At 62.2% G+C, this 26,079-nt stretch carries 23 protein-coding genes; 11 read left to right on the top strand and 12 right to left on the bottom strand.

The genetic code is table 11. The features are described from left to right. The first annotated feature begins 17 nt into the window (after window positions 1-17). Together O4H62_RS15350 and O4H62_RS15345 are read left to right on the top strand one after the other, a co-directional pair. On the top strand, window positions 18-2,288 hold the full coding sequence (locus tag O4H62_RS15350; protein WP_269389138.1) for a glycoside hydrolase family 9 protein: 2,271 nt from the start codon (window positions 18-20) through the stop codon (window positions 2,286-2,288). A gap of 90 nt (window positions 2,289-2,378) precedes the next feature. Further along, window positions 2,379-3,518: a Gfo/Idh/MocA family protein gene (locus O4H62_RS15345; protein ID WP_269389136.1), complete on the top strand. Its 1,140-nt coding sequence runs from the start codon at window positions 2,379-2,381 to the stop codon at window positions 3,516-3,518. Window positions 3,519-3,523: 5 nt separating this feature from the next. Here O4H62_RS15345 and O4H62_RS15340 read toward each other — a convergent pair whose 3' ends face one another. The 3 genes from O4H62_RS15340 to O4H62_RS15330 form a co-directional block, all read right to left on the bottom strand. Then, window positions 3,524-4,582: a Gfo/Idh/MocA family protein gene (locus O4H62_RS15340; protein WP_269389134.1), complete on the bottom strand. Its 1,059-nt coding sequence runs from the start codon at window positions 4,580-4,582 to the stop codon at window positions 3,524-3,526. An 82-nt stretch (window positions 4,583-4,664) separates the two neighbouring features. Then, window positions 4,665-5,369, bottom strand: coding sequence for an SDR family oxidoreductase (locus O4H62_RS15335; protein ID WP_269389133.1), 705 nt, complete (start codon window positions 5,367-5,369; stop codon window positions 4,665-4,667). Window positions 5,370-5,408: 39 nt separating this feature from the next. Further along, window positions 5,409-6,362, bottom strand: a complete 954-nt coding sequence (locus O4H62_RS15330; RefSeq protein WP_269389132.1) for a nucleoside hydrolase — start codon at window positions 6,360-6,362, stop codon at window positions 5,409-5,411. A 347-nt stretch (window positions 6,363-6,709) separates the two neighbouring features. Here O4H62_RS15330 and O4H62_RS15325 point away from each other — a divergent pair, with 347 nt between their 5' ends. Together O4H62_RS15325 and O4H62_RS15320 are read left to right on the top strand one after the other, a co-directional pair. Then, the gene (locus O4H62_RS15325) at window positions 6,710-7,315 is read left to right on the top strand and encodes a hypothetical protein (RefSeq protein ID WP_269389130.1); all 606 of its coding nucleotides are present in this window, start codon (window positions 6,710-6,712) and stop codon (window positions 7,313-7,315) included. Window positions 7,316-7,392: 77 nt separating this feature from the next. Next, entirely contained in the window at window positions 7,393-9,336 is a 1,944-nt protein-coding gene (locus O4H62_RS15320; RefSeq protein ID WP_269389128.1) for a methyl-accepting chemotaxis protein, read from the top strand. 186 nt (window positions 9,337-9,522) lie between these two features. Here the strand turns inward: O4H62_RS15320 and O4H62_RS15315 are convergent, their stop codons facing one another. From O4H62_RS15315 to choX, 8 genes are all read right to left on the bottom strand, one after another. Then, window positions 9,523-11,763, bottom strand: coding sequence for a heavy metal translocating P-type ATPase (locus O4H62_RS15315; RefSeq protein WP_269389127.1), 2,241 nt, complete (start codon window positions 11,761-11,763; stop codon window positions 9,523-9,525). Window positions 11,764-11,773: 10 nt separating this feature from the next. After that, window positions 11,774-11,986: a heavy-metal-associated domain-containing protein gene (locus O4H62_RS15310; RefSeq protein WP_269389125.1), complete on the bottom strand. Its 213-nt coding sequence runs from the start codon at window positions 11,984-11,986 to the stop codon at window positions 11,774-11,776. A gap of 99 nt (window positions 11,987-12,085) precedes the next feature. Next, on the bottom strand, window positions 12,086-12,379 hold the full coding sequence (locus O4H62_RS15305) for an ArsR/SmtB family transcription factor (protein ID WP_269389485.1): 294 nt from the start codon (window positions 12,377-12,379) through the stop codon (window positions 12,086-12,088). 118 nt (window positions 12,380-12,497) lie between these two features. Beyond that, a complete protein-coding gene (locus O4H62_RS15300) occupies window positions 12,498-13,244 on the bottom strand; it encodes a HugZ family protein (RefSeq protein WP_269389123.1) in 747 nt (248 codons plus the stop codon). A gap of 16 nt (window positions 13,245-13,260) precedes the next feature. After that, entirely contained in the window at window positions 13,261-14,022 is a 762-nt protein-coding gene (locus O4H62_RS15295; RefSeq protein WP_269389122.1) for an SDR family NAD(P)-dependent oxidoreductase, read from the bottom strand. A 44-nt stretch (window positions 14,023-14,066) separates the two neighbouring features. Then, window positions 14,067-15,134, bottom strand: a complete 1,068-nt coding sequence (choV, locus tag O4H62_RS15290) for a choline ABC transporter ATP-binding protein (RefSeq protein WP_269389120.1) — start codon at window positions 15,132-15,134, stop codon at window positions 14,067-14,069. Then, complete coding sequence (choW, locus tag O4H62_RS15285) at window positions 15,131-15,985, bottom strand: choline ABC transporter permease subunit (protein ID WP_269389119.1); 855 nt, start codon at window positions 15,983-15,985, stop codon at window positions 15,131-15,133. Before choW ends, choV begins: the two co-directional genes overlap by 4 nt. Window positions 15,986-16,051: 66 nt before the next feature. Further along, complete coding sequence (gene choX, locus O4H62_RS15280; RefSeq protein WP_269389117.1) at window positions 16,052-16,969, bottom strand: choline ABC transporter substrate-binding protein; 918 nt, start codon at window positions 16,967-16,969, stop codon at window positions 16,052-16,054. A 256-nt stretch (window positions 16,970-17,225) separates the two neighbouring features. Here choX and O4H62_RS15275 point away from each other — a divergent pair, with 256 nt between their 5' ends. From O4H62_RS15275 to O4H62_RS15245, 7 genes are all read left to right on the top strand, one after another. Beyond that, window positions 17,226-17,816: a thymidine kinase gene (locus tag O4H62_RS15275; protein WP_269389116.1), complete on the top strand. Its 591-nt coding sequence runs from the start codon at window positions 17,226-17,228 to the stop codon at window positions 17,814-17,816. Window positions 17,817-17,954: 138 nt separating this feature from the next. Continuing rightward, entirely contained in the window at window positions 17,955-18,353 is a 399-nt protein-coding gene (locus tag O4H62_RS15270) for a c-type cytochrome (RefSeq protein ID WP_269389114.1), read from the top strand. Between the two features lie 195 nt (window positions 18,354-18,548). Next, window positions 18,549-19,637: a hypothetical protein gene (locus O4H62_RS15265; RefSeq protein ID WP_269389112.1), complete on the top strand. Its 1,089-nt coding sequence runs from the start codon at window positions 18,549-18,551 to the stop codon at window positions 19,635-19,637. A gap of 29 nt (window positions 19,638-19,666) precedes the next feature. Continuing rightward, on the top strand, window positions 19,667-20,812 hold the full coding sequence (locus tag O4H62_RS15260; RefSeq protein ID WP_269389110.1) for a hypothetical protein: 1,146 nt from the start codon (window positions 19,667-19,669) through the stop codon (window positions 20,810-20,812). Between the two features lie 4 nt (window positions 20,813-20,816). Beyond that, on the top strand, window positions 20,817-22,733 hold the full coding sequence (locus tag O4H62_RS15255) for an AAA family ATPase (protein WP_269389109.1): 1,917 nt from the start codon (window positions 20,817-20,819) through the stop codon (window positions 22,731-22,733). Then, a complete protein-coding gene (locus tag O4H62_RS15250; RefSeq protein ID WP_269389108.1) occupies window positions 22,730-24,031 on the top strand; it encodes a DUF6638 family protein in 1,302 nt (433 codons plus the stop codon). Before O4H62_RS15255 ends, O4H62_RS15250 begins: the two co-directional genes overlap by 4 nt. Then, the gene (locus O4H62_RS15245; RefSeq protein WP_269389107.1) at window positions 24,024-25,121 is read left to right on the top strand and encodes a DUF2333 family protein; all 1,098 of its coding nucleotides are present in this window, start codon (window positions 24,024-24,026) and stop codon (window positions 25,119-25,121) included. The genes O4H62_RS15250 and O4H62_RS15245 overlap by 8 nt, the downstream gene beginning before the upstream one ends. Before the next feature lie 128 nt (window positions 25,122-25,249). Here the strand turns inward: O4H62_RS15245 and O4H62_RS15240 are convergent, their stop codons facing one another. Beyond that, the gene (locus tag O4H62_RS15240; protein ID WP_269389105.1) at window positions 25,250-25,963 is read right to left on the bottom strand and encodes a helix-turn-helix transcriptional regulator; all 714 of its coding nucleotides are present in this window, start codon (window positions 25,961-25,963) and stop codon (window positions 25,250-25,252) included. Window positions 25,964-26,079 lie beyond the last annotated feature (116 nt).

Genomic DNA, 26,079 nt, shown 5'->3' with positions numbered 1-26,079 from the left:
TGAATCCGGAAACAAACATGACGTATTCCAGGGCCATGACGGGCCTCCTTGCCTTGCTGGCGTCCTACGCCATATCCGAACGAGCCGCAGCGCGCGAAATGCTGCCTGATCCGGTGTTTGCCCAGCCGGTGCTTGCCGGAGAATGGTGGGCGACACCTTCCATCAAATTCGAGTATCAGCCCGGCGCGCTCTGCGGCGTGGTCGCCGGCGGTACCGCCCAGCCCTGGGACGCGATCCTCGGGTTCAACGGGCTTTCGTTCAAGAAAGGCGAGCGTTACCGGCTGTCAGTCACGGTTTCAGGCGATCCGGGTGGACCGATGCGGGCCCTGGCGCAGAAGGCCGCCGAACCCTGGACCGCGGAAGGCGAGATTTCGCGCAGCGTCAATGCCGGCAAGCAGACACTGAACGAGGATTTCACCGCGGCCGAAACCCATGCGGAAGCCCAGCTGGTCTTCCAGCTTGGCGGGTCCGATACCCCCTGGCGTTTCTGCCTGCACGCGGCCTCGCTGCAGTCCGGCCAGGAAGCCGCCGCGGAGTCCGCGGCCAGCGCGTCGTCAGCGATCCGCGTCAACCAGTTCGCCTATTTTTCCAACGGTCCCAAGCACGCCACCCTGGTGCGCAAGGACCGGTCGCGGGTCGAGTGGCGATTGCTCTCGGCTTCGGGCGAGCAGGTCGCTTACGGGTTCAGCAAGCCGCAGGGATACAACCCATCCTCCGGACTCGATGTGCACACGATCGATTTCAGCGGGGTCCGGGCTCCCGGCGACGGCTACCGGCTTGTCGTCGGTGAAGAGACAAGTCCGCCGTTTTCGATTTCGGCCTCGGCCTACGAGGCGCTGCGGGTCGACGCGCTCGGCTATTTCTACAAGGTCCGCAGCGGCATCGAGATCAAGGATGCGCTTGCCGGCAAGGGCTATGGCCGCCCGGCCGGTCACCTGGGCAAGGCGCCCAACCGTGGCGACACCTCGGTTGGCTGCGTCGACACCCGGACGGCGCGCAAGGTCTATGGCGAGGCGTGGAGCTGCGGCTACAAGCTCAATGTGGCCGGCGGCTGGTACGACGCGGGCGACTTCGGCAAATACGTCGTCAATGGCGGCATCGCCGTGGCCCAGCTGCTCGGGACCTACGAGCGGGCGCTTCATCATACAAGGGGCGCGTCGCCGGCGCTCGCGGACGGGCTGGCGCTGATTCCCGAAGCAGGAAACGGCATTCCGGACATTCTCGACGAGGCCCGCTGGGAGCTTGATTTCCTGATGTCGATGGTTGTTCCCGAAGGCGAGGCGCTTGCCGGGATGGCGCATCACAAGGTGCATGGCAACCGCTGGACCGTGGGGCCGATCCTGCCGCATCGCGATCGCGAACTGAGAGTTCTGCACCGGCCATCGACTGCGGCCACGCTCAACCTTGCGGCGGCGGCGGCGCAGGGGGCGCGGCTGTTTGCCCGCTATGACCGGGCCTATTCGGAGAAACTGCTCGCCACGGCAGTCCGCGCCTATCGTGCGGCGGAAGCCAATCCGGCGCTTCATGCGCCCTATACCGATGGCAGCTTTGGCGGCGGGGACTATCAGGACGACGATGTCACCGACGAATTCTACTGGGCCGCGTCGGAACTGTATCTGACCACGGGAGACGAGGCATGGCTCGACCGCGCCAAGGCATCGCCCTACTGGTCCGGAGCGGCGTTCCCGCCGAACGGGTTCGACTGGCGCTCGGTCGCAGGCCTTGCCCGGCTGCAGCTCGCCTCGGTTCCATCGAATATGCCGAAGCGCGATCTGAAGGCGGTTCAACTGTCGGTCCGCGATGCTGCCGAGGCTTACCTTGCGGACCAGAGGCAGGAGCCCTTCGGCCTGATGTACAGGCCCGAACGGTTCGGCTGGGGATCGAACCATTCGGTGATCCAGAACATGATCGTCGTCGCTACCGCCTATGACATTACCGGTGACAAGCGCTTTCTGCAGGCGGCGCGTGAAAGCATGGACTACATTTTCGGCCGCAATGCCCTGGGGATCTCCTATGTCACCGGCTACGGCACGACCTATGCGCAGCGGCAATATTCCAACATGTTCGCCGCCTCGACCGATCCGTCCTACCCGGCGGTGCCGAAAGGCGCGCTTGCCGGCGGGCCGAACAGCGGCCTTGCCGACGACTATGCCATCCGGAAACTCGAAGGCTGCGCGCCGCAGGCCTGCTATGTCGATGATGCGCGGTCCTACTCGACCAATGAAATCGCCATCAACTGGAACGCGCCGCTGACCTGGATCGCGTCATTTCTCGCGGATGCACGCTGAACACCGGCTGCGGACCGGCACGCGCAGGCAACCGCATCTTAACGTCGCATTGCTAGTCTGAAGACATCAGCTGGCCGGAACCCAGGACCCATGACCAAGATCGCACTTGTCGGCACCGGCTTCGTTGCCGACTACTACATGACCACGCTTGCCAACTATCCCGGGCTCGTTGTTGCGGGAACATGGGATCACGATGCCGGCCGGCTCGCGCAATTCTGCCGCTTTCACGATGTTCAGGCCTACGGATCGCTCGAAGAATGCCTGGCCGACGGTGAAACCGAAATATTCGTCAACCTGGCGTCGCCGGAGAGCCATTTCGAACTCAACTGCGCGGCCTTGAACGCGGGCAAGCATGTCTATTGCGAAAAGCCGCTTGGCATGACCTACGAGCAAGCGCGGGCGGTCATCGATCTGGCCGACAGCAAGGGGCTGACGGTCTGCGGTGCGCCGGCCAACGGTCTTTCGGATGCGCAGCAGCTGGTCGCCGGCCTGATCGCAGCCGGGCGGATCGGTGCGCCGCGGCTTGCCTATGCCGAAATGGAAGACGGACCGGTGTTCAAGGACAACTGGACGGAGTGGCGTTCGCGCTCGGGTGCCAAATGGCCGGGTCTGCATGAATTCGAGGTCGGCTGCACGCTCGAGCATGCCGGTTACGGCCTGTCCTGGCTGGTGTCGCTGTTTGGCGCTGTCGAGCAGGGGCAAGCCTTTTCGGCGCTCACCTTCCCCGACAAGGGGCCGGGCACAGGAAACATCGCCATGGCGCCGGATTTTGCCGTCGGCTGCCTGTCGTTCAGTTCCGGGGTGACGGCGCGCCTGACCTGCGGGCTTGCCGCGCCGCGCGACCGGTCGCTGACGATTGTCGGAGAAGAGGGCACCATCGTTGTGCGGGATCTCTGGGACGACCGCTCGCCCGTGCATCTGAGCCGGTTTGACGGCAAGCGACCGCTGCTGCAACGCCTGGCGGGGCGGTTCGAACGCTCGCGCGGACAAGTGTTGCCGCTCAGGCTGACCCACGGCCGGCCGGTCGCCTATCCGGCTCCGCCGAAGGCGGTCAAGCTTGCGGCGTTTCCCTCGCAGATCGACTTTGCCCGCGGCATCGCCACCATGGCGGAGGCGCTGGCGAACAACCAGGTGCCGTTCTTTTCCGGCCAAAGGGCTCTGCATCTGACGGAACTGGCGTTGGCGATGAACGAAGGCGTGGGATCGTTTACCCCGCGCTCCGGATTCTAGCGGTCTTATCCTGCGGCCGGAGGTTTTGCGAGAACGGCCGCGATGATCCTCAAGGCGGCAATGCTGTCGCCCAGACGGTTGTCCGGTTCTTCGCTCAGGCCCTGACGGATGGCTTCGGATGCGGCTTCGATCTCGAACTGCAGCCCGCCGCCTTCAAACCCGAAATGGTGGATTGCCGTTCCGGGCAGCGGCAGGCGCTTGAAAAGTTTCCGGCGGATCCGGTCCGGCAAGCCGTTGCCACCCGGCTGGGCCAGATCGGCGAGGCGGCGGGATGGGTAGACCGTGAACCCTGACGCCTTGATGAACGGCGGCGCGATCACCACAACCCCTTTGTCGCCTTCGATCAACATCCGGTTGGATCCATTGCGATCGAAGCCGCACCGGATCTCGGCTTCGGCGTCTGCAAATTGCATATGCAGGGTTGCCGCGATATCGACACCCGATGGCGCGGCCCGCCAGGATGCGTCGACGCTGTCGGGATCACCGAGAAAGTAACGTGCCAGCGAGATCGGGTAGATCCCGAGATCGTGCAGCGCGCCGCCGCCCTGGGACTTGTCGAAGAACCGGTTTGCGGCATCATATTCGTGTTTCCAGGCAAGATCCGCCTCGATCTTGCGGACGGTGCCGATCAGGCCGTTGCGCAGGGCCGTTCGCAGGGCCCCCATGGCGGGGAGGTAGCGGCTCCACATCGCCTCCATCACGAGGCTGCCGCCAGTGCTCGCAGCCCGCTCGATTTCCAGGGCTTCGTCAAGGCTGGCCGTCATCGGCTTTTCGATGAGCACCGGGATGCCCGCGGCGATGCATTCGAGGGCGGCCTGCCGGTGCGCCGTATTCGGGGTGGCGAGATAGACAGCGTCGACGGCCTGCGCGTCGAGCATAGAGGCAAGCGAGCCGAAAGCATGGACGCCGGGCTGGCGCTCAGCAAACTCACGCGCCCGAGCCACGTCGCGCGAGCAGACTGCCGCCAGCACCGCGCCGCGCGCATGGCCGATGTCGGAAGCGAACTGCCGGGCGATGGTTCCGGTGCCTGCGATGCCCCAGCGGATGATCTTCGTCTCGTTCATGGCAGTCTTATAGGATGATGCTGGTGAAAGCCGGGTAAAGAGTGGAGTTCGCGGGAGGGCAGGATCGGCGCAATCAGCGCCCTTACCAGGGCAGCGGCTCGCCGTTGTAGTCAAAGAAGCCGCCGGTCTCGGCCGGCGTGAGCCGGTCAAGCGCGCCGATCAGCAGGGCGGCGGCTTGGTCCGGCCGGCGAACCTTGAGGCCGGTCCTGGCAAAATCCGACGACAGGCCGGTGTCGACGGTTCCGGGGTGCAACGCCACGCAGACGGCTTCAGGTTTCCGGCGGGCCAATTCGATTGCCGCGGTGTGGACCAGCTGGTTGAGTGCCGCCTTGGAGGCACGGTAGCTGTACCAGCCGCCGAGCCGGTTGTCGCCGATCGAGCCCACCTTCGCCGACAGGGTGGCAAAGATCGATTTTCCCTGCTTCGGCAGCAGTGGCAGGAAATGTTTCATCACCAGCGCCGGCCCCATCGCATTGACGGCAAAGGCATGGGCCATGTGCTCGGGCGTGAGGGCGGCGAGCGATTTCTCAGGCGTGAAACCGCTGCCATGCAGGAAGCCGGTCGCGTCTAAGACCAGGCGGAGATCCATTTGCCTCGCCCTGACGGTGTCGGCGGCGCGGATGATGCTTTGCTCGTCGAGCAGATTGATCCCGGGCTGCGATGTTCGTGAGAACCCGGTGACGCCGGCAAAGGCGCCGGACTGTTCCAGGATATCGGCCATCGCCGCGCCGATGCCGCCGGTGGAGCCGATGACGACTGCCAGTCCACCCTTTTTCAAGCTGTCCATTTCGCTCCTCCGTTGGCGCCGCCAACGAGGGGAGATGTTTCACCCGGCGTGCTGCGTCATGACCATCATATAGTCGGCCATGAACATTTCCGGGTCCGTGTCGACCATCACCATATGGTCCGGTCTGCCGTCAAAGCAACGGGCCCGGCTCTTCGTGCCGCCGGGCTGGAACAGGGTCTGACCGATGGCGGGGCCGTCGGTGATCACGGCAAGCGCGCCCTTCTGCAGGCGGAAGGCGCCCGGAACCGTCAGCCAGGACAGCGCCATCACATCATGCGGCACGCAGCCGCCGATGCCGAGATGGGAGCGGTAAAACCGGGCATAGAATTCGGCCATGGCCGCCAGAGGCGTTCCCATCGTCGGGTTTTCCCTGGCCAGGGCCTGCATGAAGTCAGGCGTGAAAACCACCGGCATGGTGCAGTCGAGCGGCGCCAGAACCAGCGGCCAGCTTGCCGCCAGCACGGCATCGGCGGCGTCCGGGTCATTCCAGAAATTGGCCTCCGCCACCGGCGTGACATTGCCCTTGCGGTGCACGGCGCCGCCCATGACGATGACGCCCTTGAGGCGGGAGACCACCTCCGGATCGCGCTCGAGCAGCCTCGCCAGGTTGGTCAAGGGGCCGACGGCGCAAATGGTGATTTCTCCCGGATGGCGTTTGGTCGCCTCGATGATGTAGTCGACTGCGTCCAGCACGTGTTTTTGCCGGGTGGAAGCCGGTATGTCGACTTCGCCAAAGCCGTTGCGGCCGTGAACCAGATAGCTTGGCTGGTTGGCGGGCATCGACAACGGCGCCGGCTCGCCTTCGGCCACGTCTGCGCTGACGCCCCAGTGGTCGAGCAGCGCAAGCGCGTTGCGGGTCGCCTCGTCGGTGCGCACATTGCCGAAGATGGTGGTCAGGGCCAGCAACTCGATATCGGGGTGAGCGATCGCATAGGCAATTGCCATGGCGTCGTCGATGCCGGGATCTGTATCGATAATGATCTTGTGCTTCATGGCCTGTTCCTGTTCATCCGGGCACTCCAATGCCACGGCAAGGCAGCCGTCACAAGGGAGCCGGCTTGCGAGGTAAGGCCGGTGCAAGATTGGGTGTTCATTTTCGCCAGCGACCGGCGGCATGGCAGGGATTTCCCTGCCGTCGCTTGACGGGCGTTATTCTCGCCGGATAACGCCCGTCTGCATTCCGGGATGTATCCGAATTGTCCTCAAGTGGGTCTGCGGCGTTGCGATGTTCCGGCGGTAGAAGATATCTTGAGTCGTTTTTCACCTAATACCAATAAGACTGGGGTGTTTAACCATCTTTTAAAAAAATAGGTCCAATTGTTGTCCAAAAGGAGACAACCATGGGCTTTTCGAAAAGCATATTTTCCGCAGCCGCCATGTGCGTGCTGGCTTCCGCGGCGTCAGCGGAACCCGCCAAACCCGATGTTCATCGTCTCATTACCGCACCGGTGGTGGAAGAAATGCGCCAATGGATCGAAACCGACATCGTGCGGATTTCGGTCGGCGCCCAGAATGACCGCATCCAGAAGCTTCCCCAGGAAAAGATCGATGCCCTCGATGCCCAGTGGCGGGCTGAACGCGAAAGCGATGACAAGCCGTTGATCGCGGCGACACTGTCGAACCCGCTGTCGGTCTACCTGACGCGCCTGCAGGGAAAATCACTTGGTCTGTATGCCGAAATCTTCGTCATGGACCACAACGGCCTGAATGTCGGACAAAGCTCGATTACCAGTGACTACTGGCAGGGCGACGAAGCCAAGTTTCAGAAAACCTACGATGTCTCCGGTGATGCGCTGTTTGTCGATGAGCCAGAATGGGACGAGGACAACAAGATCTGGCGCGGTCAGGTCAGTTTCACTCTGACCGACAACGACAAATCCATCGGCGCAGTGACCATGGAAGTCAACCTGACAGAACTTGAACGTCGTATCGCCACCGGTGCATGACCAAGCCCATACAGATAGCGTCGTAATATACTGAGCCTTCCAGGCCGCGACACCTCAGACCCAACAGGACGTTTAACATGCTCAAGAACATATCCGTCAGCACAAAGGGGTTCGCAGCCTTCGCAATCCTGGCTTTCATTGCCATCGGTGCCTCCAGCCTCATTTACATGCGGGCACTGACCGCAAACGAACTTGCCCAGCACAGCCAGACAATGGCGGAGTTGCTGGATGAGACCACCAACCTCAACTCCGAGGTCAACAAAGCCAATCTTCACGTGAAGAACTTCCTGCTGACGGGCAATCGCGCGTTCGTGACGGCTTACGAGGAATCAAGCGCGTCCATCGACGCCGAGTTTGCCAAGCTCATGGATCTCTATTCGAAACATGCCGCCAGTGAGGAGCCGGCTTTAAGAGAAGCCGCAACGGTGATTGGCGAATGGCGCAGCGCTGTGGTGGAACGCCAGATCAAGCTGATGCGGGATCCAATGACGGTTGAACTGGCGCGGGTACTGGAACTGACAGGCGAAGGCACCACGCTCCTGGCGGACTTCGGAGCGAAAGTCGGCGGATTGCTGAGCACGATCCAGCAGAAGAGCGCCGCTGCTTCCAGCGACCAGATGTCGGCCCTTACAGCCGTTGAATTCATCAGCCTCGCGGCATCCATCATCGTCGCCCTCGTGGCCGCCGGCATGGGCCTCATGAACTTCCAGATGGTCTCGCGTCCGCTGAGCCGCCTGGCTGACGCCACCGCAAAACTCGCCAACGGCGACCTCGACGTGACCATCGAAAAGGGCGGCAAGGACGAGATCGGCAAGATGGCGGAAGCCATGCAGGTGTTCCGCGAAGCCGGTGTTGCCAACCGGCGCCTGCAGGCGGAAGCGGAAGAAAACCGCAAGCAGGCCGAGGCAGATCGCATCGCCGCGCAGGAAAAGGCGGAGGCCGATGCCGCGGCTCGCCTGAAAATCGCCACGTCCGGCCTCGCCGCAGGCTTGAAGCGACTGGCCGCGGGGGATTTGTCGTTCCAGCTCGAAGAGGCCTTTGCGCCGGACTTTGAAGCCCTGCGCCATGACTTCAACCAGTCGGTCCGGCAGTTGAGCTCGACGATGGGGTCGATCACCGACAGTGTCTCGATGATGGAAACCGGAACCCGCGAAATCGCCAACGGCACGGATGACCTGGCAAAGCGCACCGAGCGTCAGGCTGCCGCGCTCGAGGAAACGGCAGCCGCCGTTGAGGAAATCACCGCCAATGTGGTCAATTCCACAAAGCGCACCGAAGAAGCCCGCGGCGTAGCCTCCCAGGCCAATTCCTCGGCAAACCAGTCTTCCGAGGTCGTCGGGCAGGCAGAGGACGCGATGCGGCGGATCGAGGAAAGCTCGAAGCAGATCTCGAACATCATCGGGGTGATCGACGAGATCGCCTTCCAGACCAACCTTCTGGCGCTGAATGCCGGCGTCGAGGCTGCACGCGCCGGGGAAGCCGGCAAAGGCTTCGCCGTCGTTGCCCAGGAAGTGCGCGAGCTGGCCCAGCGCTCCGCCAATGCGGCAAAGGAAATCAAGGAGCTCATCCACAACTCCTCGACGGAAGTTTCCAGCGGCGTGGATCTGGTGCGCAAGGCAAGCGAAGCGCTTCGTACCATCGGTGGCTTCATCACCGAAATCAACACCCACATGGACGCGATTGCCGTCTCGGCCAAAGAGCAGTCCACCGGTCTGTCCGAGGTCAATCAGGCGGTCAACCAGATGGACCAGACAACCCAGCAGAACGCCGCGATGGTGGAACAATCCAACGCTGCCTCCGCCGAACTGGCCGCCGAAGCCGGAAAGCTTCGTGAACTGATCTCCCAGTTCACGATCGATGGCTCGGCAACGGCGCAATCGGCCGTGCTGCGCCAGACCGCACGGACCATGGCGAAGCCGGCTCCGACTGAGGCCCGCCGGCCCGCCGCCAGCGCTGCCCGGCCGCAGATGCGCAGCCAGGGAAATGCAGCCGTCGCACAAGACAGCTGGGAAGAGTTCTGACCGGGCGGACCGGATCAGATCTTCGGTTCAAGCATCAAGAAAGGCCCGTCTCCGAAGAGGCGGGCCTTTTCGATTCTGTGCGCATTTGTGCAAGCAAGGCGCGAGAGTTCACCTGCCTGTCAGGTGCGGGCCGGGAATGAAAGGCCCGTTTCTCCGCTTCCTTTGCAGCTGTCCGCGACGAGGGCTTCAGTCCCTGGCAAAGCCCGGTTTCCACCGCGCCATCAGGGCGGAATTGGTGACGACGCTGACCGAGGAGAAGGCCATGGCGGCGCCGGCAAAGACCGGCGGCAGGATGCCGAGGGCGGCCAGGGGAATGCCGATCAGATTGTAGACAAAGGCCCAGCCGAGGTTCTGCCGAATGGTTCGCCGGGTCTTCGCCGCGACATCCAGAGCCGCAGACACGAGGCGGAGATTGGGCCGCATCAGGGTGATGGCGGCCGCTTCGCGGGCGGCGTCGGCTCCACCGGCCATGGCAATGCCGAGATTGGCCGCGGCGAGCGCCGGCGCATCATTCAAGCCGTCCCCGACAAAGGCGACATGACCTCCTGTGCTTTTCGCCAGATCGCGGATGACGTCAAGCTTTTCGCCAGGCAGCAGCCCGGCGCGAACATCGGACACGCCGGCCTCGGCCGCGATCGCCCGGGCGGTGGCCTCATTGTCTCCAGTCAGCATCACGCTGGGTAGTCCTCTTGCCGCCAGATCGGCAAGGGCCTGCCGGGTTTGCGGCCTGATGGTGTCGGCCAGGCGGATCACGCCAATCAGCAGATCGCCCTTGGCAACCCAGGCCAATGTGCCGGTTTCATCGCGCGCGCCTGTTGCTTCGGCGCCCTTCGTATCGATGCCGGCCTCGGCGAGAAACCGCTCCGAGCCGACCCGTATCTTCACTCCGTCATTGGTTCCTTCCAGGCCGCGGCCGGGAACGGCGCGGATGTCCGCCGCCGGGGAAATCCGGATGCCCTCGCGATTGGCACGGGCAAGGATGGCACGGCCAAGCGGGTGTTCGCTTCCCGTCTCGACCGAACCGGCAAGGCCGAGCAGTTCGGGCGTGCTGGTGCCTGCCACCGGGTAAAGCCCTGCAACTTCGGGCGTGCCCATGGTCAGGGTTCCGGTCTTGTCGAACGCCACCAGCCTTATGTCGGTGGCGCGTTCGAGCGTCTCGATGTCCCGGATCAGGATGCCGGCTCTTGCCGCGGCGCCGGTGCCGGCAACGAGCGCGGTGGGCGTGGCAAGGCCGAGTGCGCAGGGGCAGGCGATGACCAGCACCGCGACGGCCGCGACCATGGCGGTTTCAAAGTCCGCGCCCGAGAGCATCCATCCCGAAAATGTCGCCAGGGCGATGACCAGGATGAGCGGAACAAAGATCGCGGATATCCGGTCGACAAGCTTCTGTACCGGCGCATGACCGGTCTGGGCCTCCTCGACCAGCCGCGTCATGCGGGCAAGCCGCGTGTCAGCACCGGCGGCGGTCACCTGGACCTCCAGCACGCCATCCGTGTTGGTGGTGCCGGTGATGACCTGGTCTCCGGGCCCGCGGGAAACCGGCATGCTTTCGCCTGTCACCATGGCCTCATCGAGGGAGGACCGGCCGGTCAGGATGACGCCATCGGCGGCAACCCGCATGCCCGGCCTGACGACGATGACATCGCCGGCCGCAAGGCGTTCGACCGGAATTGTGCGGACCGACCCGCTCAAGGTTTTCAGCTCGGCTGTGTCGGGCTGCAGCCGGCCAAGTGCCCGCAAGGCACCCGCGGCGCCGGATTTGGCCCGGGCTTCGAGGTATTTTCCGAGCATGATGAGCGTCAGCACGACTGCGGCGGCTTCAAAGTGGAGATGCGAGGCCATCGCCTGTCCGTGACCGGCGTGTGGATCGTTCCAGCCGCTTGCCATTACCCACAGCGACCAGACATAGGCGACGCCGGTGCCGAGACTGACCAGTACGGCCATATTGGCCGACCCGCCACGCAGGGCGCCGAAGGCTTCGCGCCAGAACCGGCTGCCCGATACTGCCATCACCCCGGTGGCCAGCAGCGCCTGCCAGACGGGGGAGATCCACGCGTCGCCGAGGCCGGTCATCATCGGAAGCATGCCGATGACGATGGGCAGGGTGAGGATGGCTGAAACGATGAGGCGCAGCAGGGTCTGCCGCTCATCGGCGCGGCGGCTGGCTGCTTGGGCTTCGTCGGCGTCACGGTGTGCGGCGAAATCGTCGCGGCGCAGCACGGCGCCGAAACCGGCACGTGCGATGGCTTCGGATAGGCTCGATGGATCGAGATCGGTTCCCTCTATGTCGGCGCGTTCTAGCGCCAGATTGACGCGCGCCTCCACCACGCCCGGCTGGCGCGAAAGCACCTTCTCCACCCGCGCCGAACAGCTTGCGCAGGTCATGCCGGTGATATCGAACGTCACATGGTCGGGTTTGGCGGTCAATGGATCGGCCTCAGGCCGTGACGCCGGTCACGTCGAAACCGCAATCCTCGATAACGCCTTTCAGCGTGTCGACCAGCTCAGGTCTGTCGATATCGGCCCTCAGTTCGCCGCTCTCGAGGTTGACCGACAGGTTTGAAACACCGTCGACAGACTGTGCGGCTTTCTCGACGGAACGCACGCATCCGCCGCAATGCATGCCATCAATCCGGATAGAAATAGTCATCAGCATCATCCTTTCCGCCCCATATGGGGATGGGCCGGTGGCATCGTCAAGCGCCCTGATCAGGCTGTGGCGACCTGACCCAGGATCAGATGCGTTGCTTCAGTTGCAATAGATGCTGCTCAGTGTCCGCAGCATCTGCAGAACGGGTTCCGAGTTGATCGAATAATACACCGACTGCGCCTCGCGGCGGGTCTTGACCAGTTGACGCGTTCTGAGTTTGGCAAGGTGCTGGGACAGGGCGGACTGGCTCAAGTCAACCTTCTCCGCCAGGGTGCCAACCTGCATTTCTCCCTTGGCGAGATTACAGAGAATCATCATCCGCTTCTGATTGCCCATCGCAGCCAGAAGGTCTGCTGCTTCCTCAGAGTAATTTTCCAGACGGCTCGTATCAATCATGGGTATCATCCGTAGCCACCGCCCGCGGCGGGCTTCAATAAATTAGTCCAAATGCTCAAAAAATGTCGTCGATTATATTTCAACTATAAAGCGGTCAATGTACACCCTTATTTTCTCACAGCGTACGGGAGAGTTCGGCAAGTTTCGTCCGCAACCCGGACGCCTGTTGCAGGGGCGTATCGAATTCGATGCGCAGAAGTTCGTCGCCATTGGCAAGATCGAGGCCCGCGCAGTCAATTCCGCAGACTTTCCACCCCGTTTTCTTCGATTTTCCGAGGTTCCGGGCATAAGAATCGATGGAATCGGGGTGATCGGCATTCATATGATTTATCGCGCTCGGTTCGATTTCTCCGACATCGGCGATGGCCGGTGAGACGATATGAAGATCGGACGAATCGAGCACGAAGGCCTTGCCGAAGCCACCATTGAGGCTGGCTGATTCGGGAACCATGCGGAAAAACGAAAAATCGGGAAAGTCAGCGTAGAGTGCCGCCTTGGGATGCCTGGCAATGAAGCGGGCGCGCAGGCGGATATGGGCCAGATCCTGCCTTGCAACGCGTTCCGCCCGGGTGCGCACGGTGATGCGGGGGTGGGCGAGCGGGTCGCCCTTGCCGGGTTCGCCGAACAGAAGCGAAGCGCGCGGATCGGCAGTCAGCGCACCGGTGTGCACCGAGAGTGCCGAGACCAGGATCAACGGCGTGCCGTCGATATCAGTGCCGGTCAGGACCCGGCTGGCAAAGGGAAAGCCGGTGCCTGGCTCAAGCACGGCGATGGCGCCAAAGCGGGCGCCACGGATGAGCCGGCGCGCGAGCCTGCGCGCTTCCTCGTCCGTGTCGCGTATGGTCTTGACGGGCTCCTTCATCAGAGGACCCAGCTCCCTATTTCGGTGCCATCCGGATCGCCCCGTCAAGACGGATCGTCTCGCCATTGAGCATGACATTTTCGATGATGTGCATGGCAAGGCTGGCATATTCCTCAGGCTGCCCCAGACGCGACGGGAAGGGGACGGAGGCGCCGAGGCTGTCCTGGACTTCCTGCGGCATGCCGAGCAGCATGGGGGTGGCGAAGATCCCCGGTGCAATGGTCATCACCCTGATGCCGAAGCGGGCAAGCTCGCGCGCGATCGGAAGCGCCATGGCGTGCACGCCGCCCTTGGAGGCGGAATAGGCTGCCTGGCCGATCTGGCCGTCGAAGGCTGCAACGGAAGCCGTCGAGATCACCACGCCGCGTTCACCGTCAGCGAGCGGCTCAAGCCTGGAAGCGCGGTCGGAAAACAGCCGCAGCATGTTGAAGCTGCCGATCAGGTTGACTTCGACGACCTTGCGGAACACGTCGAGATCGTGCGGGCCTTCGCGGCCGACAACGCGAACGGCGGGTGCGATACCCGCGCAGTTGATCAGGATCCGTGCTTCTCCCAGGGCTTCGGCGGATTGAGCAAGGGCCGCTTCGGCGGCAGCGGCATTGGAAACATCGCAGGCGATCGCCTTGCCGCCGATTTCGGCGGCGACCTTTTCGGCCTGCGCGAGATTGACGTCGAGCAGGGAGACCTTTGCGCCCGCTGCTGCCAATGCCCGTGCGGTTGCCGCACCGAGCCCCGAGCCTCCACCAGTCACAACGGCGGTTTTGCCCTTAACTTCCATACTCTGATCTCCTTGACTGCACTGCGTTAATTATCTGGACCCGGTCAATCTGAGCGGCGGTGCCGCGTCAGGCCGCGAACAATATCGTCGGCTGTGATGGAGCCTGTGACGACGCCCTTGTCAATCACGCCAACGGTCCCTTCTCGCCTCGCCAGTGCGTCCATCACGTCGGAAAGCGGCGTATCGGGGGTTACGGACGCCGACAGCGGCGATTGGCCGCGCGAGATGTCGGGCTTTCCAGGCTCCATGACATCGCGCGCGGTGAGCATGGCGATCGGGTTCATGTTGGCGACGAAATCGGCGACATACTTGTTGACGGGCGAATTGACGATGTCGCGCGGCGTGCCGCATTGGATGATGCGGCCGCCTTCCATGATGGCGATGCGGTTGCCCAGTTTCATGGCCTCGTCGAGGTCGTGGCTGACGAAGATGATGGTCTTGCCGAGCCGGGATTGCAGTTCGAGCAACTCGTCCTGCAGCCGGGTGCGGATCAGCGGATCAAGCGCCGAGAACGGCTCGTCCATCAACAGGATCGGTGCGCCGGTGGCAAAGGCGCGGGCCAGGCCGACGCGCTGCTGCATGCCGCCCGAAAGTTCGGCCACCATGCGCTCGGACCAGTCGGAGAGGCCGACGAGCGCGAGCTGTTCGGCAACCCGCCTGTCACGTTCGGACTTGGGGACACCGGCGATTTCAAGGCCGAAGCCGACATTGTCGGCCACCGTGCGCCATGGCAGCAGGCCGAATTGCTGGAACACCATCGAGACCGTGTCCATGCGCAGCTGCTTGAGCTGCCTGTCGTCACAGGCCCCGACATCGAAAGTCTCGTCGCCGCAATGGACGATGAGCTTGCCGCGGCTGATCGGGTTGAGCCGGTTGACGGCACGCAAAAGGGTGGATTTTCCCGAGCCGGACAGGCCCATCAGGACCAGGATCTCTCCCTCGTTGATATCGACGGTGCAATTGTGCACACCGAGCACGTCGCCGGTGGCTTCCTGGATCTCGGTGCGGGATTTGCCGGCGTCGGCGAGTGCCAGGCTCTCGGCTGAACTGTCGCCGAAGATGATGGAGACATTGTCGATGCGGACCGAGCCGCGCGCAGCATCAGGGCTCATGACGTGGCTCCGATCCGGACCCGGCAGATGCGGTCGAGGATGATGGCGAGAATGACGATGGCGATGCCGGCTTCAAGCCCGAGCGGAATGTTGACCGTGTTGAGCGCCCGCACCACCGGCTTGCCGAGCCCGTTGGCGCCGATCAGCGCGGCGATCACGACCATCGACAGCGACAGCATGATGCACTGGGTGAGGCCTGCCATGATGGTCGGCAGGGCGGCGGGCAGTTCGACCTTGCGGAGCAGCTGCTGGGGCGAGGCGCCAAAGGCTTGTCCGGCTTCAACCATAGGCCTGGGGACCGAGGTGATGCCCAGATAGGTGAGCCGGATCGGCGCCGGTGCGGCGAAGATGATGGTGACAAGCAGGCCCGGGGCGAGGCCGAGGCCGAAGAGGATGAGCACCGGGATCAGGTAGACGAAGGTCGGCATCGTCTGCATCAGATCGAGGACCGGCTGAACATAGGTGTAGAGCCGCTGCCGGTGCGCCAGCCAGATACCGATCGGAACGCCGATGAGCATCGACATGAAGGCGGCGGATATGACCAGGACAAGGGTTTCGACGGTTTCCTTCCACAGGCCCTGATTGATGATAAAGGTCAGCCCGAGAACGATCCCGAGCGCCAGTTTCCAGGATTTCTGGATGCGCCAGCCTATAGCCGCGATCACCGCGACGAGGACGAGCGGGGGCAGCCACAAGAGACCGTCAATCATTGAATCGAGGAGGAACTTGAGGCTGTCGGCGATGGCGTCGAAGGCGAACTCGAAATTGTCGGTGAGGAAATTGAAGAAGCTCTTTCCCCATTGCCCGACCGGGATTTTCCAGGCCGTTATGAAATCTGCCAGTCCATCCATGTCATGTCCCCCGACACCCAAAACGGTCCGGAACCGGCAAGCAGCCCCGGACCGTCATTGCAAGTCTTACATGCCGAGCTTGGCTGTAACGGCTGCGGCAGCGTCGCCGCCGTCGAAGGTGGTGACGCCTTCAAGCCAGGGCTTGACCGCATCCGGGTTGGCCTTCAGCCAGGCAAGGCCTGCGGCATTCGCGTCTTCGCCCTTGAGGATCGCGTCCATGATCTGGTTTTCCATCGACAGCGAGAACGACAGGTTCTTGATCAGGGTTCCGACGTTCGGGCACTCGGTGGTGTAGCCGGCGCGCACATTGGTGTGCACGGTGGCGGCGCCGAAGCCGCTGTCGCCCATGCCATCGAGATAGGCGATCGACATCTCGCCCATCACCGGGTGCGGGGTCCAGCCGAGGAATGCGATCCACTCCTCGTTCTTGAGCGCCTTTTCGGCCTGCGACAGCATGCCGGCTTCGGAGCTTTCGACCAGTTCGAAACCATCGAGGCCATTGGCCGGATCGGCGATCATCTCGAGCACGATGCGGTTGCCGTCATTGCCCGGTTCGATGCCGTAGATCTTGCCGTCGAACTTGTCCTTGAACTTGCCGATGTCGCTCAGGCTCTTGACGCCGGCTTCGGCGGCATAGGTCGGGACAACCAGGCCATAGCCTGCGCCGTCAAGGTTCTGGGCGACGGTTTCAACCGAACCATCGTCGAGGAAGGGCTGCACGTCGGCGGCCATCGAGGGCATCCAGTTGCCAAGGAAAACATCCATGTCCTCGTTCTTCAGCGACTGGTAGGTCACAGGCACGCTGAGCACCTGGACTTCCTGGGAATAGCCGAGTGCGTCAAGCACGACGCCGGCGACGGCCGTGGTGGCCTGGATGTCGGTCCAGCCGACATCGGCAAAGCGGACATTCTTGCAGGATTCGGCATCGGCCGCCTGAACGGATGCGGTTCCGGCGAGCAGGATTGCAGCGAAAGTAAGGGTCATTTTTCTTGTCATGGTCGGTCTCTCCCGTGTTCCGATTGCAGAAACAACCACCTATGGGCGGTGAACTCAAGCCGCAATGCCGTCAATTTTTGTGCTGGGATCGAAAACGGCTGTTGAAAGCGGCATGACGGGGCTGGAATTTGACCGCGCTGACCGGCAAGAGAGGCGTAACCGGTGTTCATGGTTTCGCCGGGTCTTGACTCCTGCGGGACGCGTCGGCGAGACGCGGATGCCGGGAGATAATCGGGAGCCGGTCTTGGCCAAGCTTTATTTCAGCTATTCCACCATGAATGCCGGCAAGTCGACGCTTCTGCTGCAGGCCTCCTACAACTACCGGGAACGCGGCATGCGGACGGTGCTGTTCATCGCGGCCTTCGATGACCGTGCCGGCGTCGGACGCATTGCCTCGCGCATCGGGCTCGACAGCGAGGCGCACGCGTTCCGTCCGGAAGACGATCTCTACGAAACACTGAAGAGCCTGCAGGCGGGCGGCGACATCGCCTGCGCCTTCGTTGACGAGGCGCAGTTCCTGACCGAAGCGCAGGTGTGGCAACTGGCGCGCGTGGCGGATCGTTTGAAGATCCCGGTGATGACCTATGGCCTACGGACTGATTTCCGCGGGCAGCTGTTTCCAGGGTCGCAGGCCTTGCTTGCGCTTGCCGACGAGTTGCGCGAGGTGCGCACGATTTGTCATTGCGGGCGCAAGGCGACGATGGTCGTCCGCATGGACGAGCAGGGCAGGGTGATCCGCGAGGGCGCCCAGATCGAGGTCGGCGGCAACGAGAAATATGTGTCTTATTGTCGCCGTCACTGGGACGATGTGATGAATCCTGACGCTCAAGAGTAGGGTTTTGGCTGCATCAGGCATTGTTTTTGCTGAATTTCAGTTCTCTGGCGTTCCGATTGCGCCGAAGTGCTGATTGCCCTCATTTCAGTATGAGCTATAACAGCGGCTATCTGAAAATAAGCGAACGGAGACTGTTCTATGCGCATTTCCCTTTCCATGATGTTGGGCGCCGTCATCGTGGCCGGCCTTTCCGCCCCGACCGTGGCACTTGCTGATGGAGACGCCGCCAAGGGCGCCAAGGTGTTCAAGAAGTGCGCGGCTTGCCACACTGCCACCGAAGCCAAGAACAAGGTCGGCCCGCACCTGGTCGGCATCATCGATCGCCCGATCGCCTCGGTCGAGGACTACAAGTACTCCAAGGCGATGACCGAGCACGCCGCCGAAGTGCCGACCTGGACGGTCGAAGCGCTGAACGCCTACCTGCACGACCCCAAGGGCGTTGTGAAGGGAACCAAGATGGCCTTCGCCGGCCTGAAGAAGGATGACGACATCGAGAACGTCATCGCCTATCTCAAGGATCCCGCGGCAGCCGAGTGAAGCTGATCCGAAGCGCCGAAATCGAGGCCGCTCCCGGAGGAGCGGCCTTTTTTTTGGGCTTCGGAATACCCACCTTGCCAGCGTGAGGTTTTCGCAGCATTGAACCGGTGCTACGAATACAATGGTGTCCGGCGCTACTGGACGGGTTGCTTGAGCGTCATCTTCAGAGGACGCAGATAAACAGGGGAATTGGACATGGCCGATATCAAGGCGCTCGATGCGGAAATCGAAAAGACACGCTCGGTGGTCAATGACATGCGCTCGAAGATCGAGGCGTCGGGCGTGGTGCTCGAAAAGCTGTCGGAGGCCGATGCAGAGCTTGGCGATCCGCAGTTCGATATCGAAAATGCCCGTATTCAGGACGTCCTGCGCCAGCAGCGGATGATGGAAACCAACATCGCCGACCTGATTATCGGGCTCGAGGACGCCACCAACGTGTTCGGTTCCGAATTCGAAAGCATGAAGGGCTTTTCCGGAATGGAGAGCTTTGTGGCGATCTTCTCCAAGGCGCGCGCGCAACGGATGCGCTCGGACCGGGTCAGGAACATGTCGCTGTCGGGCAACCTGCAGGAGCTTCTGAAGAAGTCCGACACCATCACCGGCATCCTGAAGGACCAGAAGGATATCCTCGACAGCCGCTACAAGACCTCGGAGGCGAGCCTGATCAAGGTGATCGAGCGGCGCAAGGTGACCATGGCCAATCTCGAAACCACGCAGCAGCGGATCGAGGAACTCAATCCGCTGCTGATGGACATCGAAAACAAGATTGCCGCTTCGACCGATCAGAAGACCCGCACCGAGCTTGAAAGTGATCGCTCGAAGCTCGCCACCGAGTACAATGAGCGGCAGGCCAAGGAGCAGGAACTGCTGGCGGAAAGCCAGACGCTGGAGCGCTACACCTCGATGTTCCAGACCTTCGTGGATTCGCTCAACAACCAGATCGCCGCGCAGAACACGCTGATCAACAAGCTGACCATCGATACCGAACAGCGCATCGTGCTCTACAAGGCGCTCGAGGATTCGTTGAAGACCGCGGCGCAGCAGGACGTGGCCCACAAGATCAACACGCTCGGGAGCCGGGTCGACACCGCCGCGGAAGAAACCATGGCCGGAATCGGCGCCGCCGCGCAGAAGCACATTGGCGACCTTCTGGAGATGCATGAGAAGAACATGCTGTCGACGCAGGACATCCAGCGCCGCAAGAAGCTTGCCGACGACGCGTTCGCCCGGCGTTTTTCAGAGGTTCTGGAAAAGCACAATTCAGCCAACTACGTGAAATCCTAAGCGCGCCGTGATGAAACCGGAGGCCGGCCATGCGTGCTGACACCGGCGCTGCCGGAGCTTATTTCAGGTCGATGCACGCCGCCTTGCAGGGCTTGCGGGTCTATCTTGCCGACGACAATTCGCCGCTTTACGCGCACGGGTTGGTCGGCCAGGTGATCATTCCCTATGTCGACCGGCTGGAGGCGACGTTTTCGGCCTGGGAAAACCGGGTGGGCTTCATCGAGCGCTTCCGCATCAGCCGCGCGGAGAGCGGCTTTCCGATGTTCCAGAACGTGCTGACGCTGGAAAACGACCGCGCAACGGCCACGGAAAGGCTGGCGTCGATCCCCGATGTCGAGACGCTGAAGGCGGAAATGGCCGACTTCATCCTGCGCCACAAGGAATTTCCCGCGGCCCTGCAGGAACAGATCGCCGAGCGGCTGTATCTCGAGGAGATCGGCAAGGATGCGGTGTTCGCGCCGTTCATCCTGCCCGAAACGATACGGGTTTCGGTCAATCCGAGAAACGGGCGCCCCTTTTACGTAGTGCACTGGGGCGTTTTCGACGGCAGCCAGACGCTGCCGATGGTCTACATGGCGACGATCGAGGATTCGAGCGAATCCATCGCCAAGATGCTGGTGACCAAGGACGGCAAACTTAATCCGGAAGTCGATATCCCGCTGCCTGTCGGCGGGCTGCTCAATCCGGAATTCGCCCGCGCCTTCGATGCCTCGGCCGAAAAGAACGGCGCCTATTCGCTGTCGCCGGTGACGATCGCGCAGAACCTCGACGCCGATTTCGAGCACCTGCACCCCAAGCAGTTGCGCCGCTTCGTGCTCGGGCCATTCTATTCGGCCGGCGTGACGGAGAACAGCGACCGGATCTCGACGATCCTGTCGAAGGTGCGCAAGGACGAAAACGCCTGGCTTCTGACCTGGACCATGCAGGAGGTGTTTTCCAAGGCCGAACGTCCGGCCAGGCGGGGGCTGTGGAGCTCGGAGCCGGCGCGGGACGAATACCATATCGAAACCGATGACCTGGAAGCGACGCGGCAGGGTGTAAGCGCCTACCAGAAACATGCGCTTGTGCCGCACGACGCCTACCAGGCGCTTTATGCCTCGGGCGAGGCCGAGAGCATTTTCTCGGGCTTTACCGTGCATGTGGTGTCGGGCAACCAGGTCATAAGCGAGGTATGAGATCATGAGCCAGACAACAGGGCTGACAACGATTTCCGAGGAAGACATCGCCCGGCACCAGACGGTGGCGCAGTCGATGGTAACCCGCGTCGTGGTGCTGACCAAAGAGGACGGCACATCCTCGACGCCGCTTGCGGGAACCCAGAGGCGGTTCGTCTCGACGGTCTCGACCGGAGGCATGCGCCGCACCCGCGAAATCGAGTTTGCAAAGACCATCCAGTCGGTCCGGGCCAATGACCAGATGTTGTCGATCCCGCAGCACGCTCTTCTCTATCGCACCCGGCGCGGGATTGCGGTGGCGCTGGCGGTGGCGGAAATGTTTGCCGAGCAGACCGATCTTGAAAGTCTGCAATCGCGCAATGCCGGTGCGCCGCTGCAGGGCGAGGAGGCGGAGCGTTTCAAGCGGCTGCTCTCGGCCTCGGCCTATGTGGCGGCGTTCACGCTTGCCGCCTACATCCTGCAGACCGTCGACGGCGAAAGCGAACCGGCGAACGACACCGAGGAGCCGGATTTCCAGTTCGACACGCCGCAGGATGCGCTGAAATCAATCGTTGCTGCGCTTGACGAGGCGATTTCCGGCGCGCCGGACGAGACCGCGATGACTTCGCGCGCCCGTGCGCTGGCGCGGGTTGCGATCGAGGGGCTGATCAGCCGGCGCGCCCGGTTCGACGCGCTGAGCGCTTTCGCGCAATCGCATCTCAGGCTCGAAAGCGACAATTTCACCTTAGACGGCTTCGACGTGGCGCCGGGGCAGCGCCGCAAGCCGCTGGTGATGAGCTTCAAGAAGCCGGGCGAGATCATCGGCAACCATCTTGCCAAGCATCAGGCGATGCGGCTGGCGCGGATGGTCATGGCCTATGATTTCGACCGGCAGCTCAATCCGTTCGTCGAACTCGGCGGCTTCCTGTTCACCTTCATGGGCGACGGGGCGCCGGGCACCGGCAAGACCATCCTGATCCAGATGCTGGCCGGCATGATCAACGATTACTGCGAGGTCGCGGGCTATCCGTTTCACTACGAGAATTTCGGCGTCGACCAGATCTCGTCCTACCAGGGCAAGTCGGGCCAGAACTGCAAGGCCTTCGTCGACAACGTGCTCAATCCGCGCGCCATCGGTTTCGGCACCATCGACGACATCGATCAGGTCGCGGCCAAGCGCTCCGACGACCGGGCGTCGGCGGGCCAGCAGGAAGTCACCGCCGTGCTGATGGAAAGTTTCGCCGGCGCCTCCACCGTGGTGCGCGGCAATTGCAGCTTCGGCATGTTCTCGAACTATCCGGAAAATGTCGACGATGCGCTCAGGCAACGCGCCGGCGCCCGCTGGCTGGTCGACGGGCCGCAATCGCTTGACGACTACATCGACATCTTCGCGCTGCTGGCCGGCAAGAACCACTCGATCCCGCTCGGGGCGCACGATCTGTTTGCCAGCCAGGAAATCAAAAAGGCGGTTGAACGCTCCTATGACGGCCATGACCGGCCGCAGGAGGAGGGGCTGCTTTCAGTCTGGGAACGGTTCGAAAGCGAGCACGGCAAGGTGACGACCATTGCCGATATCGGCGCCTATCTGCACCGCATCAAGCTTGCCGAACCGCGCTTTACCGGCCGGGCGATCAAGAACATCAGCGACGCGATCAAGATGCGGGCGATGGACATCGACCTGCCGGACGAGTGGTTCGAAACGCCTGAAGCCTTCATGCACAAATCCTATGACGACAAGATCGCGATGATCTCCGAATTGCGCAAGCCGTTCACCATCGAGATGGTGCTGCAGGAGATCAATCGCTACGCCGACTCCGAATTCCGCTACACCGACCGCTCGGATGCCACGGCCGTCGACGACATCATCCGCCGCGAGCGGCAGCGCGAACGGGCGATCCGCGAGATCGAATCCATGAAACGGGACGGGCGCTGGCAGCAATGAACCGGCTCGTCGAAAACGAACTGATCTACGGGCGGTTGCTTCCTGTCGCCGAGCCGCATCTCGTGGCGCGCTACAACAAGGCGCTGCGGGCTTTCGGACTGCCCGAAACAAAGCTCGAGGAGTTCCGCATCGACATGACCGGCTTCTCGCCGGAAATCGCCGAGGAACTCGGCGACGTGCAGTATCTCGACCCCAACGGCGTCAACCGCCGGTTCATCGTGCTGACCCCGGAGCAGGAGAACCTGCCGGTGGTCCACACCCATTTCTCCAACACCGCCGGGTTGATGCACGAGTTCTTCGACGGCAATCGCCGCGCCGTGCACGCGGTGACGATCAAGGATGCGCTGTTTGGCGAGATCGAGGAGCCGGTCGATGTGGTGACCGGGGTCGAGGATCTGCTGTCGATCAACGAGGTCCGTTTCCGGGTGATGTCGGCCGAGAACATGCTGGGCAAGGCGACGGAATTGCGCGCGCTGGTCGACCGGCTGAAGTCCTCGAAGGACGGCTGGCGGGATGACGCCATGCTCAACAGGATGGTCGAGCTTGCGAAGGAAACCGGTGACATTCGCCAGAACGCGCTGGTGCCCGACAAGCTGGTGTTCCCGCACAATTCCTACTGGGCCAACCATTTCGGCGGCGTATTCATCTTCCGCGATGACCGGACCACCACCGTGATCTGCGACAGTCACGCGCCGGGGTTCCGGCGGTCCCGCCCGTGGGAAGTGAGCTATATCGACATTCGCGACCATGCGCGGATCTTCGAGTACCTGTCGAAATCGGAGCGGCTGCAATTGCCACGGGCTTCCTGGGTCGAGCCGTCGGGATTCTTCGCCCACCGGGCCGAGATGGCGGTGTACGATCTTATCCGCAGGGCCGATCCGTCGGTCGATCTCGCGGGAACCGACCGGATCTGGATGCAGACATGGATGCACCGGAATTCCGCGCTGATTGCCGAGGAGGGGATCTATCCGTTCCTGCAGGAGGCGATGCGCGAGGTTGCATCGACCGGACAGGTGAAGATGCGTGAAGTTCGGGCCGACCGGCGGCTTATGCTGTGCCGAGCGGTCCCCGCGCATCCGGACCAGTGGCTCGTCAACCGGCTGCTTGCGGGATTGGCGCCGTTTGACTTCGTCAGCCGCTTCGTCTTTGACAAGCAGGGTTTTTACACGGCTTATGACGGCTATTCCGAGAGCTACCGCGCTCATGTTGTGGATGTGCTCGCGGCCACCTATCTGAACAACAAGGCAGCGCTGAGGGCGCGGCTTTACGGACTGGAAGGATACCAAGACGATGCTTGACCCGGTGATTGAGTTTTTTGAGCGGATCTTCCACGCCATCGGCCGCGGTATCGGCATGCTGATTTCGCTTCTTCTGTGGCCCTTCGTCACGATGGCGGGCTGGTACCGGCGGCGTGGCTTCCTTCTCAAGGCCATCGTCGGCGGCATCATCGTCGTCTTTGTCGGGCTTTACGGCTACTTCTTCTGGCAGACCCAGGTCTGGAGCGGGTTCGATCCTGACTATCCGGCAAAGCGCGAAGCCATGGCAACGACGCCTGGAACCAAGCAGGCCGATGGCACTTGCGCGCCTTCGGCAATGGTATCGATGACATCTGACCTGATCGACTTCAACGTCAATCAGAATGCCTGGATTTCGTCGATGATCCTCTACAAGGCAGGCCTGTTCGGTGTGGAGTGGGATCACACGCCTTTCTTCGACAACAAGGCGGCGTTTCAGCGCGGCGTAAACCAGGCGATCCGCCGGACCACGGTCGAGTTTGTCGACACGCTGGGGCGCGTGCGCGGCACCAGCCAGGTCGACGGCGACCTGCAGGATGCGCGCGGCGCCATGCAGTTTGACGAATACACCTGGTATTTCGGCATCAGCCCGTTTGGACCAAAGACACCGACGCCGTCTTTCTACCGTTCGGCGATCCAGAACCTTGAGGCATTCAACACCCGCCTGAGCAAGTGCGAGGCAACCTACGATGCCCGCACCGACAACCTGGTTCAGTTCCTTGACAGGATTGCATCAGACGTCGGGTCGACCTCGGCGATCCTGCGTGACCGGTCGGAGAACTTCAATTCCGGCTGGTTCGATACACGCGCTGACGACCGGTTCTGGTTTTCCTATGGCCAGCTCTACGGCTATTACGGGATCCTGAAGGCAACCCGCGAGGACTTCCGCGATGTGGTGGCGCAACGCAATCTCGGTCAATTGTGGGACGATATGGACGTGCAATTGTCCTCGGCGCTGAAGATCCAGCCTTTCATCATCTCGAATGGCAATGAAAGCGGATGGATCATGCCGACGCATCTGGCGACCATGGGGTTTTATGTGCTGAGATTCCGCTCGAACCTGGTCGAGATGCGCGCAATTCTGGATCGCTGATCAGTTACCGGCCAGCCGAGGTCATGCCGCCCGCAATATGGGCGTTGAAGGCCACCCGGAACGGCGCAGCAGGTCGCTGCATGCAGGAATGTTGTCACCCAAAAGGCTTCATGTGAGCGTGACAGGCATCAACAGATAATGCGCAGCCTGAGCGCCTTGGCCACCAGGTGGGTTCTGTTGACGCAGTCGAGCTTGCGGATGGCGTTGTTGACGTAGGTGTTGACGGTGTGCTCGGACAGCGAAAGGATCGAGGCGATCTCGCCCGATGTCTTGCCGTTCGCCACCCAGCGAATGGCTTCGAGTTCGCGCGGCGTCAGCCCGCCATCGGTTTCCCGGGTTGCGTTCTTCAGGTTCGAGTAGACGCTGTATGCGTGGGCGGTGAAAACGCCAAGTTCGCCCATTTCCGCGTGCGTCAGTTGGTTTCGGTTGCCGAGAAATCCGAACACCGCGCGGGCTCCTCCGGATCCGTGGACGGGGAAAAACGCGGCCGTCGTGATGTTGTAGCTTGCGAAGAACCGGGCGGCTGCCTGAGCCTCCTCCGATGGGCGTGTGTCGTGAAATGTCAGCGTGTCGAGTGTGATCGGGGCGGTTGAGCGCCGCAAGGTCTGGAAGATCTGGGAATTCCTCAACAGTCCCAGTTCGTCATAGCCTTCAATCATCCCGGCGGGCAGATCCGACAGCTCGATCCTCGGCAGCAGATTGTCTTCGGTCAGTCCGGGAATGCTGAAAAGCATGAATCCGGTGAAGTCGAAATGCCTGGAGAGCCTCCGCAAGAAAATTGCAAGTTCGGCCTCTGTCCGGATCTCATGCAGAGCACACAAGAGGTCGCTTTGATCTGACATCAGCGGTGCTCCGTCGCGGGAATCTGATCAAGGCCATCAAAGATGGTGTGTTCCTTCCTGGCGAAGTTTCCGGTTCTTGATGGCATGAGTGTGCGGATGCGGTTCATTGCATGATA

The organism is Parahoeflea alexandrii (assembly GCF_027214025.1).
GTDB classification, from domain to species: Bacteria; Pseudomonadota; Alphaproteobacteria; order Rhizobiales; family Rhizobiaceae; genus Hoeflea; species Hoeflea alexandrii_A.
The sequence above is the reverse complement of the archived record's forward strand: the minus strand, read 5'-3'. Positions and strand labels throughout refer to the sequence as shown.

Bases quoted from the DNA above. Each gene is read 5' to 3' on its own strand.
- O4H62_RS15245 (WP_269389107.1), top strand. From the start codon at position 24,024: ATGCTTGACCCGGTGATTGAGTTTTTTGAGCGGATCTTCCACGCCATC.
- O4H62_RS15330 (WP_269389132.1), bottom strand. From the start codon at position 6,362: ATGAAGCACAAGATCATTATCGATACAGATCCCGGCATCGACGACGCC.
- choV (WP_269389120.1), bottom strand. From the start codon at position 15,134: ATGAGCCCTGATGCTGCGCGCGGCTCGGTCCGCATCGACAATGTCTCC.
- choX (WP_269389117.1), bottom strand. From the start codon at position 16,969: ATGACCCTTACTTTCGCTGCAATCCTGCTCGCCGGAACCGCATCCGTT.
- O4H62_RS15310 (WP_269389125.1), bottom strand. From the start codon at position 11,986: ATGACTATTTCTATCCGGATTGATGGCATGCATTGCGGCGGATGCGTG.
- O4H62_RS15260 (WP_269389110.1), top strand. From the start codon at position 19,667: ATGCGTGCTGACACCGGCGCTGCCGGAGCTTATTTCAGGTCGATGCAC.
- O4H62_RS15345 (WP_269389136.1), top strand. From the start codon at position 2,379: ATGACCAAGATCGCACTTGTCGGCACCGGCTTCGTTGCCGACTACTAC.
- O4H62_RS15320 (WP_269389128.1), top strand. From the start codon at position 7,393: ATGCTCAAGAACATATCCGTCAGCACAAAGGGGTTCGCAGCCTTCGCA.
- O4H62_RS15255 (WP_269389109.1), top strand. From the start codon at position 20,817: ATGAGCCAGACAACAGGGCTGACAACGATTTCCGAGGAAGACATCGCC.
- O4H62_RS15350 (WP_269389138.1), top strand. From the start codon at position 18: ATGACGTATTCCAGGGCCATGACGGGCCTCCTTGCCTTGCTGGCGTCC.
- O4H62_RS15340 (WP_269389134.1), bottom strand. From the start codon at position 4,582: ATGAACGAGACGAAGATCATCCGCTGGGGCATCGCAGGCACCGGAACC.
- O4H62_RS15265 (WP_269389112.1), top strand. From the start codon at position 18,549: ATGGCCGATATCAAGGCGCTCGATGCGGAAATCGAAAAGACACGCTCG.
- O4H62_RS15335 (WP_269389133.1), bottom strand. From the start codon at position 5,369: ATGGACAGCTTGAAAAAGGGTGGACTGGCAGTCGTCATCGGCTCCACC.
- O4H62_RS15250 (WP_269389108.1), top strand. From the start codon at position 22,730: ATGAACCGGCTCGTCGAAAACGAACTGATCTACGGGCGGTTGCTTCCT.
- O4H62_RS15270 (WP_269389114.1), top strand. From the start codon at position 17,955: ATGCGCATTTCCCTTTCCATGATGTTGGGCGCCGTCATCGTGGCCGGC.
- O4H62_RS15295 (WP_269389122.1), bottom strand. From the start codon at position 14,022: ATGGAAGTTAAGGGCAAAACCGCCGTTGTGACTGGTGGAGGCTCGGGG.
- O4H62_RS15240 (WP_269389105.1), bottom strand. From the start codon at position 25,963: ATGTCAGATCAAAGCGACCTCTTGTGTGCTCTGCATGAGATCCGGACA.
- O4H62_RS15325 (WP_269389130.1), top strand. From the start codon at position 6,710: ATGGGCTTTTCGAAAAGCATATTTTCCGCAGCCGCCATGTGCGTGCTG.
- choW (WP_269389119.1), bottom strand. From the start codon at position 15,985: ATGGATGGACTGGCAGATTTCATAACGGCCTGGAAAATCCCGGTCGGG.
- O4H62_RS15300 (WP_269389123.1), bottom strand. From the start codon at position 13,244: ATGAAGGAGCCCGTCAAGACCATACGCGACACGGACGAGGAAGCGCGC.